This is a genomic window from Pararhizobium qamdonense (assembly GCF_029277445.1).
In the GTDB taxonomy this organism is placed as follows: domain Bacteria; phylum Pseudomonadota; class Alphaproteobacteria; order Rhizobiales; family Rhizobiaceae; genus Pararhizobium; species Pararhizobium qamdonense.
The window spans coordinates 4140252-4156955 of the sequence record NZ_CP119566.1; the positions used below are offsets into that span (position 1 = coordinate 4140252).

Below are 16704 nucleotides of genomic sequence, written 5' to 3' on the forward strand. Positions count from 1 at the left end.
GGAGGATCTTGGCGGTATTGCAACGCAATATACCTTTTCGCGCCTGCTCGCAAAGGGATTGATGCGGAGGGATACCGCAAAATCTGGCCGCAGGCGCGCTGCTTATTGACGTTTACGTCAAGGTTATATAATTCGGAATAGTCTTGATGGCGTGCAGCAAAAGCCCCATCTTGATCGGGCGAAGGATCTGGAGGGATTGTTTCGCGCCTGCGCACAGGCCTGCCGGAGACATGTTCGGACAGGGTTGTTCATGGACAAGGGAGAGACGGTGCGCTTTGTTTTCGTGGCGCAGCGCCGGACCGATGAGGGAGAGAGACGATGCCTGACACATTGATGCAGACCCCCGGCCCGCAATCGGCCAAACCCTGGCTGCAATCCTACCCCCCCGGCATGCCGAGCCATATCGATCCCCTGCCCTACAATTCGATCGGCGATCTCTTTGTGCAATCGTGCAAAAAATACGCTGATCGCAGCGCCTTTACCTGCATGGGCAAGACGCTGACCTTTGGGGATCTCGAGACGCAAAGCAGAAAGATTGGCGGGTGGCTGCAATCGACAGGCCTTGCCAAGGGTGACCGCGTCGCGGTGATGATGCCGAACATCCTGCAGAACCCGGTGATTGTCTTCGGTATTCTTCGGGCCGGCTATACGGTCGTCAATGTCAATCCGCTCTATACGCCGCGCGAGCTGGAACACCAGCTGAAGGATTCCGGCACCAAGGCGATTTTCGTTCTCGAAAACTTCGCCCATACCGTCGAACAGGTGGCGGCACGCACGGATCTGAAGCACATCGTCGTCGCCACCATGGGCGACCTTCTCGGGCTCAAGGGCCTGATCGTCAATATCGTCGTGCGCAAGATGAAAAAGCTGGTCCCGGCCTGGTCGCTGCCAGGGCACGTGTCCTTCAAGGCCGTTCTTGCAAAGGGTGCCGGCCAGACACTCAAGGCGGTCGATGTGAAACCCGCCGACGTCGCCTTCCTGCAATATACCGGTGGCACCACCGGCGTCTCCAAGGGCGCGACGCTGACGCATTCCAACCTGTTGTCGAACATGGCGCAAATGGGCCTATGGCTGGACACGGCCTTCCTGCAGAAGAAACGGCCGGAACGGCTGGTATTCCTGTGCGCCCTGCCGCTGTATCACATTTTCGCCCTGACAGTGAATTCGCTGATGGGCTTGAGCACTGGTGGTGAAAATATCCTGATCCCCAACCCGCGCGACATCCCGGCTTTCGTCAAGGAAATCGCCAAATACAAGGTCAATATCTTCCCCGGCCTCAACACGCTTTTCAACGCGCTGATGAACAACGCCGAATTTCAGAAGCTGGACTTTACCGACCTGGCCCTGACCTTTGGCGGCGGCATGGCGGTGCAGCGTCCGGTCGCCGAACGCTGGGAAGCCATGACGGGATCGCCGATCAAGGAGGGCTATGGTCTTTCTGAAACATCTCCGGTCGCCACCGCCAACCGGCTAGACGGACGCGACTTCACCGGCACGATCGGCCTGCCGCTGCCCTCCACCGATGTCGAGATCCGCGACGAAGACGGAAATACGCTGCCGCTCGGCGATATCGGCGAAATCTGCATCCGGGGGCCGCAGGTCATGGCCGGTTACTGGCAGCGGCCTGACGAAACCGCGAAGGCCATTTCCGCTGATGGATTTTTCCGCTCCGGCGATATCGGCTTCATGAACCCGGAAGGGCTGGTGAAGATCGTCGATCGCAAGAAGGATATGATCCTGGTCTCCGGCTTCAACGTCTTTCCCAACGAGATCGAGGAAGTGGCAATGACCCTTGCCGGCATTCTCGAATGCGCGGCGATCGGCGTGCCGGACGAACATTCCGGCGAGGCCGTCAAGCTGTTCGTCGTCAAGAAGGATCAGAACCTGACGGAGGCGGATGTCAAAAAGCATTGCATCGCCAACCTGACCAACTACAAGCGCCCAAGATTTGTCGAGTTCCGCACCGAGCTGCCGAAGTCGAATGTCGGCAAGATCCTGCGCAAAGATCTGCGCGGGTAGGAAGTGGTCCCTTGTCAGACTGCGGAAAAGCCGCTATTTTGGTGGAGTGATGGCCGGAGCGCTAACTCCAGCCATCGTTTGTTTATTTTAAGAATTGGACCCGCACGGTGAGTGACCAGCTCGTGCGGGTTTTTCTTATGCCAAACGTGATGCTAAATGGTTGAAACCACATAGATCACCTCCACATTCGAGGACGGGGCTGTGTCCTGCTACAGTCCGGAAAGCCCATCCGTCCGGATGCGCCAGCTGGCATGGCGCCGCTGCTTTCGTCCCCGAACGAAACAACATTAACGCAAACACGGCAATTCACAACCATAAGGTGCTATCGGGTTGCGCCATGAAAGGCGTGCCACGGGTTTTTTAGCCTTCGCGTGAGGACAGGCTTGATTTGCTGAGGGCAAAGCGACTAGCTATCGCAACCCTTCCGCAACGCAAGGAACCTGCCATGAACGCGCTTGTCGAACAGCTGAAATCCACCGTTTCCGACACCAATGCAACCGACATCCGGGCTGCTTTCGCCAGCGATCCCAAGCGTTTCGCCAAATATAGCATGACCCTTGACGACATGCTGTTCGACTACTCGAAATGCGCCGTCAACGAGAAGGTGCTGGACGGACTGGAGGCGATCGCCAAGGCTGCCAAGGTCGCTGAAAAACGCGATGCGATGTTTGCCGGCGATATCATCAACATCACCGAAGGCCGCGCGGTGCTGCACACCGCACTGCGCAACCGGTCAAACACGCCGGTTCTGGTCGATGGCAAGGATGTGATGCCGGATGTCAACGCCGTGCTTGCGGCCATGGGCGTCTTTTCCGATGGCATCCGCTCGGGCGCTCTGAAGGGCGCAACCGGCAAGAAGATCACCGACGTCATCAATATCGGCATCGGCGGCTCCGATCTCGGGCCGGTCATGGCGACACTGGCGCTTGCGCCCGATCATGACGGCCCGCGCCTGCATTTCGTTTCCAATATCGACGGTGCGCATATCGCCGATACGCTGAAGCTTCTCGACGCCGAAACATCGCTGTTCATTGTTGCATCGAAGACCTTCACCACCATCGAGACGATGACCAATGCCGCAACCGCGCGCGCCTTCATCGCCGAAAAGCTGGGCGAAGAGGCCGTCGGCCATCATTTCTGCGCCGTCTCCACGGCACTCGACAAAGTTGCCGCGTTCGGCATCGATAGCGACCGCATCTTCGGTTTCTGGGACTGGGTCGGCGGGCGCTATTCGATCTGGTCGGCGATCGGCCTGCCGCTGATGATTGCCATTGGCAAGGAGAATTTTGGGGAGTTTCTGGCCGGCGCGCATGCGATCGACAATCATTTCCGCACCGCGCCCTTGCGCGAAAACATCCCGATGCTGCTCGGCCTTCTCGGCTTTTATCATCGCAACGTGCTCGGCTATGCAACGCGCGCCATCCTGCCCTATGATCAGCGCCTGTCGCGCTTTCCCGCCTATCTGCAGCAGCTCGACATGGAATCGAACGGTAAGGGCGTGACGCTGGATGGCACGCCGGTCGAGGGCAATTCCGGCCCGGTCGTCTGGGGCGAACCCGGCACCAACGGGCAACATGCCTTCTACCAGCTCATCCATCAGGGCACGAGCATCATCCCGGCCGAGTTCATGATCGCCGCCAACGGCCATGAACCGAACCTGCGCCACCAGCATCAGCTGCTCATGGCCAATTGCCTTGCCCAGTCGGAAGCCCTGATGAAGGGCCGCACGCTGGAGGAGGCCAAGGCCCAGATGGCGGCCAAGGGTCAGGACAAGGATTTCATCGACCGCATCGCGCCGCACCGCGTCTTCACCGGCAACCGCCCGTCGCTGACGTTCGTTTATGACGAGATGACGCCCTTCACCTTCGGCCGCCTGATCGCGCTCTACGAACACCGCGTCTTCGTCGAGGGCGCGCTGTTCAATATCAACTCCTTCGACCAGTGGGGCGTCGAGCTTGGCAAGGAACTGGCCACAGGCCTGTTGCCCGTCGTTGAAGGCAAGGAAAGTGCTGCGGGCCATGATTCCTCGACTGCGGGGCTGGTTGCCGCGCTGTTGAAGGCTGGGAAATAACGGCCGTACTGACGCGCCCGATGAATACAGGCTGAACGCACAATTCAGCCTGTATTCGGACACAATGCGATATCTCTCGACCCGCGTCCTCAAGCCGGAGACATCTCCTGCGGCGCACGGGTTCGGGGCACCAGGTGGAACACTATTTCTTCGATCTGCATTTCGGCAATGAACGGGTTGTCGATGAAGAAGGCGTCGATCATTTCGACGTCGGGTCCGCCGTTTATTACGGCCAGAGAATTGCCGACAAGATCGGCCGCGATAGCGACTATCGCTCGCTCACCGTCCATGTGCGCACCTTCGAAGGCTCTCTCCTGGCTGTTGTCGCGACTTCCGCAGGACGTGGCTTCGAGCAGATGGCATTGATGGGCCGGTAAATCTCCACTCTTGCGCCAGACATCTTTTCGATCAGCCGAACCGATCATCCGCCTGTCATCAGAGCATGATCAAAGGGGGCAAATGCAGCCGCCACCTGATTCGAGGTCAGCCGGTGCTCCCCGGCCGGTGGCAAAGCCCCGTCGAGGCGACCTATGGAAAAAACCGTTCTCGTTGTCACCGATGCCTGGCACCCGCAGGTCAACGGCGTCGTGCGCACGCTTGATGAACTCGCCCGATCCTTGAAGGAACAGGGCATTGCCATTCATTTCCTGACGCCAGAGCGTTTTGCGACCTTCCCGCTGCCCTTCTATTCCGACATCAGGCTGGCGCTGCCGATGCGCCAGCAGGTGGCGGATGAAATCGACGCGGTGGCGCCGGACTATATTCATATCGCAACGGAGGGGCCGCTTGGCCTGGTGGCGCGCGGCATCTGTCTGCGCCGCAAGCTACCGTTCACGACCAGCTACCACACCCGGTTTCCGGAATTCGTCAGCGCCCGCCTGCCCATCCCGGAAAGCTGGAGCTATTGGTGGCTGCGCCAGTTTCACAATTCCGGCAATGGCATGATGGTGGCGACCGCTTCGCTGGGAACGGAAATGGCCGCGCACGGCTTTCACAATATCAAGCGCTGGACACGCGGCATCGACACCACGCTGTTTGATCCGGCGCGCCGTCAGGACCTGCCGTTTCCGCGCCCGATCTTCCTGAATGTCGGGCGCGTTGCCGTCGAGAAGAACCTGCCGGCTTTCCTCGACCTCGACCTGCCGGGCAGCAAGGTCGTCGTCGGCGATGGCCCCGATCTTGCGGCTTTGCGCCAGCGCTATCCGGATGTGCATTTCCTTGGAAAACGCCTTGGCACGGAGCTGGCGGCGATCTACGCCTCGGCGGATGTCTTCGTCTTTCCAAGCCGGGTCGATACGTTCGGCAATGTCATTCTGGAAGCGCTTGCCAGCGGCTGTCCGGTGGCCGCCTTTCCCGTGACGGCGCCGAAGGATATTCTCAGTGATGGCGGTGGCGTCGTGTCGAGCGACCTGCGCCAGGCAGCCCTCGCGGCCCTTACATATTCACGGGAAGAGGCGCGCCAAAAGGCGCTGACATTCAGCTGGAGCGAATGCGCCCGCCAGTTTCTCTCCAACCTCGCCGGTGTGCCGCGCGGCGCCTTTGCCGGACGCGGCCGCCGGCTGGGAGTGATGTAAGAGCCCGATGCAGCTCGTTTTCACACCCTCCCCTTGAGGGGGAGGGTCGGAGCCGAGCCCTGGGGTGGGGTGACTCACCGCAATCTCAAGACAAGACTAGGGCCGCGATCGTCCGACCACACCCGCCGCTCTGCAGCGGCACCCCCTCAAGAGAGAACCAAAGATAGGAAAGTCTACGGCCATTGGCCTTGGATCGCCCCGCCATTAAGCAGCAACCTTTCAAACATCTGGCACGACGCGCATTCGAAAAAGAAAATTGTAAAACCGAATTTTCTATCGGAGCAGCGACACGGTTGCGACCTTGTACGCACTATGTCCGCATTTAAACTCGATGAGCCGGATTTTAAATAGAAGCAACAGCGGATCAGCCTAGCAATCTCACTTGTTTTCAAGGAGCCGCTTCGTGATGAGCACGCCAGGTCGGGAGGGTACCTTGTATTATATGCTGAAGATAAAGCCCACGAAAACACAACATTTCTATGATTGCGAGGTGGATGTTTTCGAGCAAAAATCCCGGTCGTTATATATACGCCACAGCCAAATAATGCCTTGCGTATCGCATCCTATGGAGGAAACAGTCCGTAAACTTGAACCTCTCTTCGCCTCTGTCACGGCATTGACGCCAGGCGGAGCTCAAGCCTGCGAAGACGATCACGTCATCTGCTTTGTGCGCCGAAAATGAAACATGATTGCTATGAGGTTTCTCTCCAACTATTCGGACCTGCTTGGAAGAAGGAGTTTCTACAATCGAGCATGGCACGCTTATTAAAGATGAAGAATGTCTCCTTTTGGCAAGCCTTGGAATTCCTCTGATCCCAACAGCGAGCGTCCTGAGCATTTTCGAACCTACTGCTCTCCCTAGCGATCTTCAGGGAAAGTTCGAAGCGGTACGAAATTCGTCGAAGGCTTCTCTTAGTCGCGTGATTCAGAAAGGTGTGTGCATTGCTTTCGGGACAGCTGCGGGAGTCATCCCACACGGTGAAAAGGCGAGAGAGCTAGAGATATATGCCTCGTCGGGCAGACCAATCACAAGGCAATCAGCACGGCGACATCAGTGATACCATAGGGTTAACCGGTTGTGGTGTTGCCTCAGAAGGAATGCGAGCGGACTTAATATGTCTTCGAGAGGACCCCTTAGCTTCGCCTGCGTCACTAAGAACTATAGTGCATGTTATTACGCCAAATTTCATTGGGTCTATGCCCCACAAAATTAGCTGAGGTTTCAAGTGCAAACAGGTAGTCCGAATCTTTTGTCGGTCAGGAAATATACGATATTAACTGCGCCATGCGTCTTCGCGTGGTCTCTTTGGCCAGTACTTGCAATATCTGCATCGGCTTTGCCACCGATATTCGCAACATCTCTATTCTTTGGGGCTGGATTCTTATTCTACTGGATTTTTGCCATATTATCTGGGACAAAATTGACATTTATATCAGACACACCGCCTTTGTTGCTGGTGGTTGGAACGCTTGGCTTATCTGGTAACGTCGTTTTTTTCAATCTTGGGATTAGATATTCTGACCCAGTACTTGTAAATATAATAGCTTATTCGTGGCCTATTTTCACGAGTGTCATTGCATATTTTCTCGGGCTAGCCCGGTTGAATAAATTAGCAGTTCTCGGACTGGTTATTTCGTTTATTGGAGTTGTGGTCCTTTTTTACGGGCAGATCGACCCCAGCTGGATTGGTCTGTGCGCAGCTTCATTTAGCGCTTTGTGCTGGGGAACATATAGTGCCGTCCGTAAGTACTGGGCGGCCTCAACCGGTGGTGAGATGGCTGCGTTTGCGGGTGTTTCAGCACTATTACTGTTCTTGATGTCGGCCTTGACGGGAGACATTTCGATGCCAAACAGCAGCATGATAATGGTTGTCTTCCTAGTCGGACTTATCCCAGTCGCGATTGGCAATACTCTATGGGACATAGGGATGGTTCGAGGAAACCAAGTGATACTTTCCGCGCTCGCCTTCGCAACGCCGATATTAGCAACCTGTTGGCTTGCCATTTGGGGTGGCTCAACAGTTTCTCAGGGCGTTGTAATATCTCTGCTTATCGTGATTGTAGACATTGCTTTGACTGTCAAAAATACATCGGATATCTGACCGATCCGCTTCGATTGAGCTAATGACGTCATGGCGGCGAAGTCTTCTGCTTCCGGGGTCGCAAGGGTGATCTGATCAAAGTTCTGTGGCACGACGGGGTCGGCATGTCGCTTTACCTGAAGCGGCTTGAAGCCGGAAAGTTCATCTGGCCGGTCAGCCAGAATGGCTTCGCCGTGCCAGTGTCGGCGGCGCAACTCGGCTATCTTCTGGAAGGGATCGACTGGCGCAATCCACGCTGGACGCGGCGACCTGCAACGATAGTATAGTCGCCAACCGTTCCTGCTTTTGTTAGGCTTTCTGTGGTTCGATGGTAGTTTTCGGCCATGGATGATGCTGCGTCAGAGATAGCCAGACCGCGCGCCGCGCTTGCGGCATCGTCAGCGCGCGCCTGGAAGGCGAGCTTAAAGCCCGATCTCGTAGCTCCATGGCGGGTTGGCGCCGGCGCGTGAGACGGTCACGGCGGCGGCTTTTGCGCCCAGCGCCAGCGCGTCGCGCACGGCGCTCTCGCTGAGCGTCGCAACCTGTTCCTTGGTCAGGAGGTTGTTCATCTTCAGCGATGCCAAGATGCCGGCATCGAACGTGTCGCCGGCGCCGACGGTATCGACAACCTCGACTTTTTCGCCCGGCACCGAGACCTTGCCGCGCACCGTGTAACCATCGGCACCATCGGCGCCCCTGGTGATGACGACGAGTTTGGGGCCGCGCTGCAGCCATTTGGCCACCAGTTCGTCATGGCTGCCCTCTTCGCCGAACCAGTCGAGATCCTCGTCGGAGAATTTCACGATATCGGACATTTCAGCCATGCGCAGCATGCGGGCCTTGTGGGCCTGCGCATCCTTGATGAAGCCGGGGCGAATGTTCGGGTCGAAGGAAATCACCCGCTTCTGGTACTCGCGGGTCATCAGCGCTTCGTAAGTGGAGCCGCACGGTTCGGGGATCAGGCTGATCGCGCCGAAATGCAGCGCCTCGCAGAAATCTCCAAGCGCTGGCAGATGGTCCTTGGTGATCATCCGGCCGGCCGTGTTTTCGTCGAAGAAGGCATAGGTTGCCGAGCCGTTGACCAGTTTGACGAAGGCGACCGTGGTGTGCAGCGACAGCGTTGCGCAAGGGCCGAAATCGACATTGCTGGATTTCAGTGTTTCGCGCAGCATATCGCCGAACATATCGTCGGAAAGACCGGTGAAGAACCCGGTTGGGATACCGAGACGCCCAAGCGCGATGGCCGTGTTGAAAATGGCGCCGCCGGAATAGGGCGCAAATGCCGTTTCGCCTGCCGTCGTCTGGCGTGGCAGCATATCGATCAGGGCTTCCCCACAGCAAACGATCACGGCAACGTCCTCCTCACTGAATGTTATTTCAATCGATTTAAGCCAAACTGCGCCGGAATTCCAGCACCGTTTTCAAGCCGGTGCCAGTTCGCTGACGCCGCCGTTGCGGCCCGACCATTCGAGCGGCGCATTGAGGAAGGCCTCGACCTCGGACAAGGTCTTTTCGTCGAACAATTTCTGCTGCTTGGCAACATCAAGCACATCGCGCCATGTTGCGATATTGAGCAACGTTACCCCCTTGTCCAGCATCTCGCCGCGCGCCTTGGGGAAGATATCGTAGTAGAACAGCGCAATGCCGTGATCCACCACGCCGCCGGCCGCGCGGATGGCGTCGATGAAGGTAAACATCGAGCCGCCGGCCGTCGTCAGGTCCTCGATGACGAGAACGCGGGCGCCGTCTGGCATATGGCCCTCGATCTGGGCATTGCGGCCGTGGCCCTTCGGCGCTTTCCGCACATAGATCATCGGCAGAGCCAGGCGCTCGGCGAGCATCGCGGCAAACGGAATACCAGCCGTCTCGCCGCCGGCGATGACGTCGAACTTTTCGAAACCGGCTTCGCGCAACACGGTTGCTGCTGCAAAATCCATCACGGCCGAGCGGATGCGCGGATAGGAGATCAGCTTGCGGCAGTCGATATAGACCGGGCTCGCCATGCCGGATGCCAGCTTGTAGGGCTTGTCTGCGCTGAAATGCACCGCCTTGATTTCCCAGAGCATCTTGGCAACGAGTTCAGCCATCACGGCCTTGTCGGGAAAGGATGTCTGGATCATCGGCGGTCTCCTGTAGCTCGGGATTTTTATCCCCCGCCGCATAGCAGGTCAGGCCGCGCAATGCCAGAGCAGAGGGCGCGGTCAGCACCAGGAATCAGCCTGCCGCGCCTTCCAATTCAGCCGTTCTGGTTCTCGCCCTGCTGCTGGCAGAAGGTGATGCGGTTGTTGAAGGGGTCGGTCACCGCCACCTCCAGCCCCCAGGGCGCCTCGTTCAAACCCGGCTTCATGTAGCGGTAGTTCTTGGCCGCCAGTTCGGCCTGCAGAGCGGCGGCATCCCCAATGCGGACGAAGGCACGCGCGCCGGGGCTGGCGTCGCCTGCATGTTCGCTCAGATGCAGGATCATGTCTTCCCGCGTGACCTGGCAATAGAGCGGGAAATTATCGCCGAAGCGATGCTCCCAATCGAGCGTGAAGCCTAAAAAATCGCAATAGAACTCCATCGCCTTGGCGACATCGAAAATCCGGAAAATCGGAATCGGCGGCTGAATGCCGATAGGGCCGTCCTGCTTTTGCGCCGGCTTGTCCGCCGCATCGATCTTGGCCGACAGGATATTCCACTGATCATAACCGAACTGGCCGGCGACGATCTCAAGGGCTTCGCTGTGGGAGAGAGTTGTGTTGCGATCTGCAAAGGCCCGTTTCAGCACCTTTGCCATCAGTTTTGCATCGCGAAAATCGCGCATGGTTCATCCTCCGTGTGGCGGCAAACAGGACGATCAGTGCCCGCTCTGCTGACCCGTTCGCCATCAACGCCAAAGACGGGGATGAGAAGGTTTCCATGGATGCATTCACCATTCGTGCCGGAGCACTGCGGGGCGGCTGGCCACATCCGGCCAAGCCAATTGTTAGGTGAAGTTTTTTGTCCAATCAAGCCCGGCATGGGCCGATTGCAGGCGACGGCGCCAGCAGGCTGATCCAGGCCCGGAAAGACTGGGAAATGGCCAAGATTAACTCTTGGTAAGCTATAGCTACTTTAGGGAAAATACCATGATCCGGACACAAACCGGGAGACATATCGGCCATTGAGGCGGACGTTCAACGCGTCGCTGAACGCCTGATGCCCTCGTATTGTGAGGTTATCCGATGAAGATTATCAGCATTGCTACACTCGCCGCTCTTTCGCTTGCTCCCTTCGTCCTGTCTTCCGCCGCCAATGCGACCACGATGGCGGAATGCAGCACGAAATATAAAGCCGCGCAGACGGCTGGAACGCTCAATGGAATGAAGTGGAATGATTTCCGCAAAGCGCAATGCGGCAGTGATTCCGCCGCTGCGGCCATGACGCCGGCGTCCACAAAAATGGCTGCGAAAAAACCCTCTGCAATGAGCACCAGTCAGGAGCCGACGGCCGACAATACCGAGAACATGCCGGAACCGGCCAAAACCACGGCAAAAGCGCCCAAGGGCGTTGTTTTCCCAAGCAAGGTCGATACGAAATATTCGACTGAGACAGCCGGCAAAGCCCGCATGCACACCTGCCTCGATCAATACAAAGCCGACAAGGCCGACAATTCATTGAACGGTCTCGCCTGGATCCAGAAAGGCGGCGGCTTCTACAGCATCTGCAATTCGAAGCTCAAGTCCTGATCGGACCCTGCCGGTTTCCTGGAGGCGGGCTTTTGAATGCCTTCAGGAAACGGCCCAATGCAGCGGGAACATCGGATCGAACACGGTGACCGTGCCTGCCTCCGTCTCGATCTTTTCCGGAAATGTCAGAGCCTCCGCCTGCTTGCGCAGGGTGATCGTCTCGCCGTTGACAGGCAGGCCATACCAGGCCGGGCCATTCAGCGAGGTGAAGGCTTCGAGCTTGTCCAGCGCATTGTCCTGCTCGAACACATGGGCAAGGCAGCTCATCGTGTTGATCGACGTGTAGATACCGGCGCAACCGCAGGCGCATTCCTTCAAGGGATCGACATGCGGCGCGGAATCAGTGCCGAGGAAGAAGCGGCCGTCACCAGATGTCGCGGCAGCCCGCAGGGCAAGGCGATGCAGTTCGCGCTTGGCGACCGGCAGGCAGTAATAATGCGGGCGGATGCCGCCGACCAGGATGGCGTTGCGGTTGATGATCAGGTGATGCGTGGTGATCGAGCCGGCAAGATTGGCTTTCGCCGCCCTGATGTAATCGATGCCATCCTTGGTGGTGACATGCTCCATCGTGACCTTCAATTCCGGCAGGCGGGCGCGCAGCGGCTCCAGCACGGTTTCGATGAAGACAGCCTCGCGATCGAAAATATCGACCTCCGGCGTCGTGACTTCGCCGTGGACGCAGAGCGGCAGGCCGATTTTCGCCATGCGCTCCAACACCGGCATGGCATTTTCGAAATTGCGCACGCCGCCATGCGAATTGGTGGTGGCGCCGGCCGGATAGAGTTTGACGGCCTTGATCAGGCCGCTCGCGTGACCGGCCTCGACATCATCCGGATTGGTGCCTTCGGTGAGATAGAGCGTCATCAGCGGCTCGAAACGGTCGCCCTTGGGCAGCACCGCCAGGATGCGCTCGCGATAGGCAGCCGCGTCGGCGGTGGTGACCACTGGCGGCACGAGATTGGGCATGATGATGGCGCGGGCGAAGTGGCGGCTGGTATCGCCGATGACGCCCTTGAGCATGCCGCCATCGCGCAGATGCAGATGCCAATCGTCAGGACGGCGGATCGTCAGTTCGGTGACGGACTGTGGACTCATGGCGGATATCTCCAAGCACTCATAAATTTTATAAATTGAGAGCTGAAGCATACAGATGAAGCTGAAACAGAGACGTGGCGTCATTGTTTCTCGCGGTCGAATGCCTCACTCCCCGTCATCCTCGCCCTTGTGGCGGGGATCCAGCGACCCAACGTCTGTCGGGTCAAAGGACTCCTGTCGCCCAAGGACTTGGGCGGCTGGATTCCTGTGACAAGCACAGGAATGACGGAGGAAAAAGCTCCGTGCCCACCAGCGTTTCAAGGCTCCGATAGCACCATTCCGTGCGGTAGAACAATGGCGGATCTGTCGTTCAATCCGTTTCGAAAATCTCGATGGCGATATCGGCCGCACGTGAATTGCCGATGATCCGTTTGCCGTTCGGCAGATCGTTGCCGTAAAGCTTCCATTCGATGCCGGCGGCGTCCAGCCCGTAATGGATCCAGCGCTGCCGCAGCCGCTCCTCTAGCACTTCATAGGACGGGCCGACGAAGATCGACAGGTCGAACATGCCGTCAAGCCGCGACCAGGGCGCCTCGTCGAGCAAAAGGTAATTGCCCTCCGCCAGGATGATGCGCGTTTCCGGCGCAACCGGCCTTGCCGACGCGATGGCGATTTCACGGGAGCGGTCGAACACCGGAACGAGAACTTCCTCGTCCGCCCGGCGCACCGCCGAGACGATATCGATGAAAGCCCGCACATCAAAGGTTTCCGGCGCGCCCTTGCGTTTCAACAGGCCGCGCTCCTCCAGAATGCCGTTATCCATATGGAAGCCGTCCATCGGCAAAATGGCGGATTTTTCGCCACGCCGCGTCAGCTCTTCCTGAAGCGCATCGGCCAGCGTTGACTTGCCGGCCCCGGGGGGGCCGGCAATCGCGACGATGAAACGGGACGCGTTGCCCGCCTTTTCGACAATGCTATCCGCAATGGCGGCAAGCGTCATGCTCATGCGGCGGCAGCCTCCGGGGGAACCTTGGCACCGGTCATGAAGGCGACGGCATCCGACATCGTATAGTCCTTCGGATTGATGACGCAGAGCCGCTTGCCGAGCCGGTGGATGTGGATACGGTCGGCCACTTCGAAGACATGCGGCATGTTGTGCGAGATCAGCACGATCGGCAGGCCGCGGGAGCGGACGTCAAGGATGAGTTCGAGGACCTTGCGGCTCTCCTTCACCCCGAGTGCCGCTGTCGGCTCGTCGAGAATGATGACCTTCGACCCGAAGGCAGCAGCACGGGCAACCGCGACGCCCTGGCGCTGGCCGCCGGACAGTGTTTCCACCGCCTGGTTGATGTTCTGGATCGTCATCAGGCCAAGCTCGGACAGCTTGTCGCGGGCGATCTTGGCCATCTTCGGCCGGTCGAGCATGCGAAAGACCGATCCCATCGGCCCCGGCTTTCGGATTTCGCGGCCGAGGAACATGTTGTCGGCGATCGACAGGGCCGGCGAGAGCGCCAGGTTCTGATAGACGGTTTCGATGCCGGCCTCGCGCGCCTCAAGAGGCGAACGGAAGTTGACGACGTTGCCGTCAAGGCGGATTTCGCCTTCGTCTGGATGGATGGCGCCCGAGATTGCCTTGATCAGCGAGGATTTGCCCGCGCCGTTGTCACCGATCACGGCGAGGATTTCGCCGGGATAAAGATCGAAATCGGACTGGTCCAAAGCGGTCACGCGGCCATAGCGCTTGACGATACCCCGTGCCGTCAAGAGGGGTGCGGTGAGAAGAGGTTCCATCAGCCTGCTACCTTTCTGATCCACTGATCGACGCCGACAGCCGTAATGATGAGGACACCGGTCAAGAGGACTTTCCATTGCGGATCGGCGCCGAGCATGTTGAGGCCCATCGACACGACGCCGACGATCAACGCGCCAAACAGCGTTCCCAGGATCGAGCCGCGCCCGCCAAACAGCGAGATGCCCCCGATCACAGCCGCTGTAATGGCCTGGAGATTGTAGTCGGTGACCGCCCAGGACGGTGAAATCGAGCCGTTGCGGCCGATCGAGACCCAGGCGGCGAGCGCCGCGATGGCACCGGCAAGACCGTAGACGCCGAGAAGAACGCCCTTGACCCGGATACCAGACAGTTCCGCCGCTTCCGGATCGTCGCCGACCGCGTAGACATGGCGGCCCCAGGCAGTGTGATTGAGGGCGTACCAGAGAGCAAGCACGGTGATCACCATCATGATGACGCCGAGCGTGAAGACGGCGGAGCCGAGCTTGAAGCTGGCGCCAAAGAGGCCCAGAAGCGGGGCTGCGGTTTCGATATCGGCCCGGCGAATGGTCTCATTGGCCGAATAGATATAGTTGATCGCCGCGATGATGTTCCAGGTGCCGAGCGTGACGATGAACGGCGGTAGTTTCATGCGCGACACCAGGAAGCCATTGGCCATGCCGCACACGGTTCCGGTCACAAAGCCCGCGAGAATGGCCAGCGGTGCCGGCAGACCGTAGGTGACGGCGCAATTGCCCATGACCACAGCCGAAAGCACCATGATCACGCCGATCGACAGGTCGATGCCGGCCGTCAGGATGATCAGCGTCTGTGCCGCGCCGAGAATACCGACCACGGCGATCTGCTGCAGAATGAGCGTTAGCGTTCCCGCCGTGAAGAAGCGTTCGCCCTTCAGGACGCCGAAGACGATGATGGAAACGATCAGCACGATCGCCGGAATGGCGGCCGGTGTCGAATGCAGAAAATGCTGGATACGCCGCAAGAGCGAGCGATCTTCGAATGAAGCGACGGATTTGTCGCTTTGATCCAGTGTTTTTTCGAAATCCTGGACGCTTGTCATGACAACGCCTCCCTCCCAAGAGACCGGCCTACCAACCGGCTGTTGAAAAGGGCGGCCGAAACCGCCCTTTCATATTCATTCTGTGGCGAAAGCCTTACCGTATCAACCCCAGCACTTGTCCGTGCCGGTCTTGACGTCGATCGATTCAACACCCTTGGCAGGCTTGTCGGTGACCAGAGACACGCCGGTATCGAAGAAGTCCTTGCCTGCGGTCGGCTGCGGCTTGGTGCCGTCCTTGGCATATTGCGCAATCGCTTCGATGCCGAGCGATGCCATCAGCAGCGGATATTGCTGCGATGTCGCACCGATAATGCCTTCCGAGACGGATTTGACGCCGGGGCAACCGCCGTCAACGGAAACGATCAGGACGTCCTTTTCCTTGCCGACAGCCTTCAGCGCTTCATAGGCGCCGACAGCAGCCGGTTCGTTGATCGTGTGGATGACGTTGATGTCCGGATCCTTCTGGAGAAGGTTTTCCATGGCGGTGCGGCCGCCTTCTTCATTGCCGTTGGTCACGTCATGACCGACGATGCGCGGATCGTCTTCATCGCCGATCTTGTTGGGGTCCTTCGGATCGATGCCGAAGCCAATCATGAAGCCCTGGTCGCGCAGAACATCGACTGTCGGCTGCGAAGGAACGAGATCGAGGAAGCCGATCTTGGCATCCTTGGCCTTGTCGCCGAGCGTTGCGGCGGCCCAGGCGCCGATCAGCTTGCCGGCCTGAAGATTGTCTGTTGCAAAGGTCGCGTCGGCAGAGCCTGGCGGATCGAGCGGGGTATCGAGCGCAATGACGAGCAGGCCGGCATCCTGTGCCTTCTTGACCTGATCGACGATGGCCTTGGTGTCGGAAGCGGCGATCAGAATACCCTTGGCACCATCGGCGATGCAGGATTCGACGGCAGCAACCTGGCTGTCATGGTCGCCATCGACCTTGCCGGCATAGGACTTCAGCTCAACGCCGAGTTCCTTGGCCTTGGCTTCGGCACCTTCCTTCATCTTGACGAAGAAGGGGTTGGTGTCTGTCTTGGTGATCAGGCAGGCCGAGACATCGGCGGCCTGGGCCGGAGCTGAAAATACGACGCCAAGCGCCAGCGCGCCGAGAGCGGCGGAAACAATAGTCTTCTTCATGAAATCCTCCCAAGGATTGAAAATTGGAACCGGCGAACCGGCCCTTCAGGCTTCGCCCGCCGCATCGTCTCCTCTTTGCGGTTGGCGCTTCCGGATACAAAACAAACATCAAAACAAAATCCTGTCAATAAATAAATCAAATTGAATTATTAAAAATCTGTGCCATTCTCTGCGCAGAAAATGTGCATGCGCCTCTCGTGGTTGCACTGCACGCAAGAAACAAAATGCAAGGCGGGATCG

General features: G+C 58.4%; 16 protein-coding genes. 8 read left to right on the plus strand and 8 right to left on the minus strand.

The window, feature by feature from the left end; translation table 11 throughout:
• Positions 1-318 precede the first annotated feature (318 nt).
• From PYR65_RS20205 to tnpB, 7 genes are all read left to right on the plus strand, one after another.
• A complete protein-coding gene (locus PYR65_RS20205) occupies positions 319-2019 on the plus strand; it encodes a long-chain fatty acid--CoA ligase (RefSeq protein WP_276119260.1) in 1701 nt (566 codons plus the stop codon).
• 445 nt (positions 2020-2464) lie between these two features.
• A complete protein-coding gene (gene pgi, locus PYR65_RS20210; RefSeq protein ID WP_276119261.1) occupies positions 2465-4090 on the plus strand; it encodes a glucose-6-phosphate isomerase in 1626 nt (541 codons plus the stop codon).
• Positions 4091-4224: 134 nt separating this feature from the next.
• A complete protein-coding gene (locus tag PYR65_RS20215; RefSeq protein ID WP_276119262.1) occupies positions 4225-4467 on the plus strand; it encodes a DUF6894 family protein in 243 nt (80 codons plus the stop codon).
• 153 nt (positions 4468-4620) lie between these two features.
• Positions 4621-5664, plus strand: a complete 1044-nt coding sequence (locus PYR65_RS20220) for a glycosyltransferase family 4 protein (protein WP_276119263.1) — start codon at positions 4621-4623, stop codon at positions 5662-5664.
• Positions 5665-5733: 69 nt separating this feature from the next.
• Positions 5734-6015, plus strand: a complete 282-nt coding sequence (locus tag PYR65_RS30600; RefSeq protein WP_407951256.1) for a nitric oxide synthase oxygenase — start codon at positions 5734-5736, stop codon at positions 6013-6015.
• 875 nt (positions 6016-6890) lie between these two features.
• Positions 6891-7766 carry a DMT family transporter gene (locus tag PYR65_RS20225; protein ID WP_276119264.1) on the plus strand — a complete coding sequence of 292 codons (876 nt, stop codon included), beginning with the start codon at positions 6891-6893 and terminating at the stop codon, positions 7764-7766.
• 83 nt (positions 7767-7849) lie between these two features.
• Entirely contained in the window at positions 7850-8032 is a 183-nt protein-coding gene (tnpB, locus tag PYR65_RS20230; protein WP_276121117.1) for an IS66 family insertion sequence element accessory protein TnpB, read from the plus strand.
• 135 nt (positions 8033-8167) lie between these two features.
• Here the strand turns inward: tnpB and PYR65_RS20235 are convergent, their stop codons facing one another.
• The 3 genes from PYR65_RS20235 to PYR65_RS20245 form a co-directional block, all read right to left on the minus strand.
• Positions 8168-9094: a carbohydrate kinase family protein gene (locus PYR65_RS20235; RefSeq protein ID WP_276119265.1), complete on the minus strand. Its 927-nt coding sequence runs from the start codon at positions 9092-9094 to the stop codon at positions 8168-8170.
• A 72-nt stretch (positions 9095-9166) separates the two neighbouring features.
• Positions 9167-9865, minus strand: coding sequence for an orotate phosphoribosyltransferase (locus PYR65_RS20240; RefSeq protein ID WP_276119266.1), 699 nt, complete (start codon positions 9863-9865; stop codon positions 9167-9169).
• Between the two features lie 116 nt (positions 9866-9981).
• Positions 9982-10548 carry a glyoxalase superfamily protein gene (locus PYR65_RS20245; protein WP_276119267.1) on the minus strand — a complete coding sequence of 189 codons (567 nt, stop codon included), beginning with the start codon at positions 10546-10548 and terminating at the stop codon, positions 9982-9984.
• A gap of 400 nt (positions 10549-10948) precedes the next feature.
• Between PYR65_RS20245 and PYR65_RS20250 the strand changes: the two genes are divergently transcribed.
• Positions 10949-11452, plus strand: coding sequence for a superantigen-like protein SSL4 (locus tag PYR65_RS20250; protein ID WP_276119268.1), 504 nt, complete (start codon positions 10949-10951; stop codon positions 11450-11452).
• 42 nt (positions 11453-11494) lie between these two features.
• On the opposite strand, the gene pyrC is transcribed toward PYR65_RS20250, so the two are convergent.
• The 5 genes from pyrC to PYR65_RS20275 form a co-directional block, all read right to left on the minus strand.
• Positions 11495-12547 (minus strand): dihydroorotase, encoded by a 1053-nt coding sequence (gene pyrC / locus PYR65_RS20255; protein ID WP_276119269.1) that lies wholly within the window; start codon positions 12545-12547, stop codon positions 11495-11497.
• A 310-nt stretch (positions 12548-12857) separates the two neighbouring features.
• Positions 12858-13487 carry a nucleoside triphosphate hydrolase gene (locus PYR65_RS20260; protein WP_407951340.1) on the minus strand — a complete coding sequence of 210 codons (630 nt, stop codon included), beginning with the start codon at positions 13485-13487 and terminating at the stop codon, positions 12858-12860.
• A gap of 2 nt (positions 13488-13489) precedes the next feature.
• Complete coding sequence (locus PYR65_RS20265; RefSeq protein ID WP_060636214.1) at positions 13490-14278, minus strand: ATP-binding cassette domain-containing protein; 789 nt, start codon at positions 14276-14278, stop codon at positions 13490-13492.
• On the minus strand, positions 14278-15336 hold the full coding sequence (locus tag PYR65_RS20270) for an ABC transporter permease (protein WP_060636215.1): 1059 nt from the start codon (positions 15334-15336) through the stop codon (positions 14278-14280). The genes PYR65_RS20265 and PYR65_RS20270 overlap by 1 nt, the downstream gene beginning before the upstream one ends.
• 102 nt (positions 15337-15438) lie before the next feature.
• Entirely contained in the window at positions 15439-16464 is a 1026-nt protein-coding gene (locus PYR65_RS20275; protein WP_276119270.1) for a sugar ABC transporter substrate-binding protein, read from the minus strand.
• Between the last annotated feature and the right edge of the window lie 240 nt (positions 16465-16704).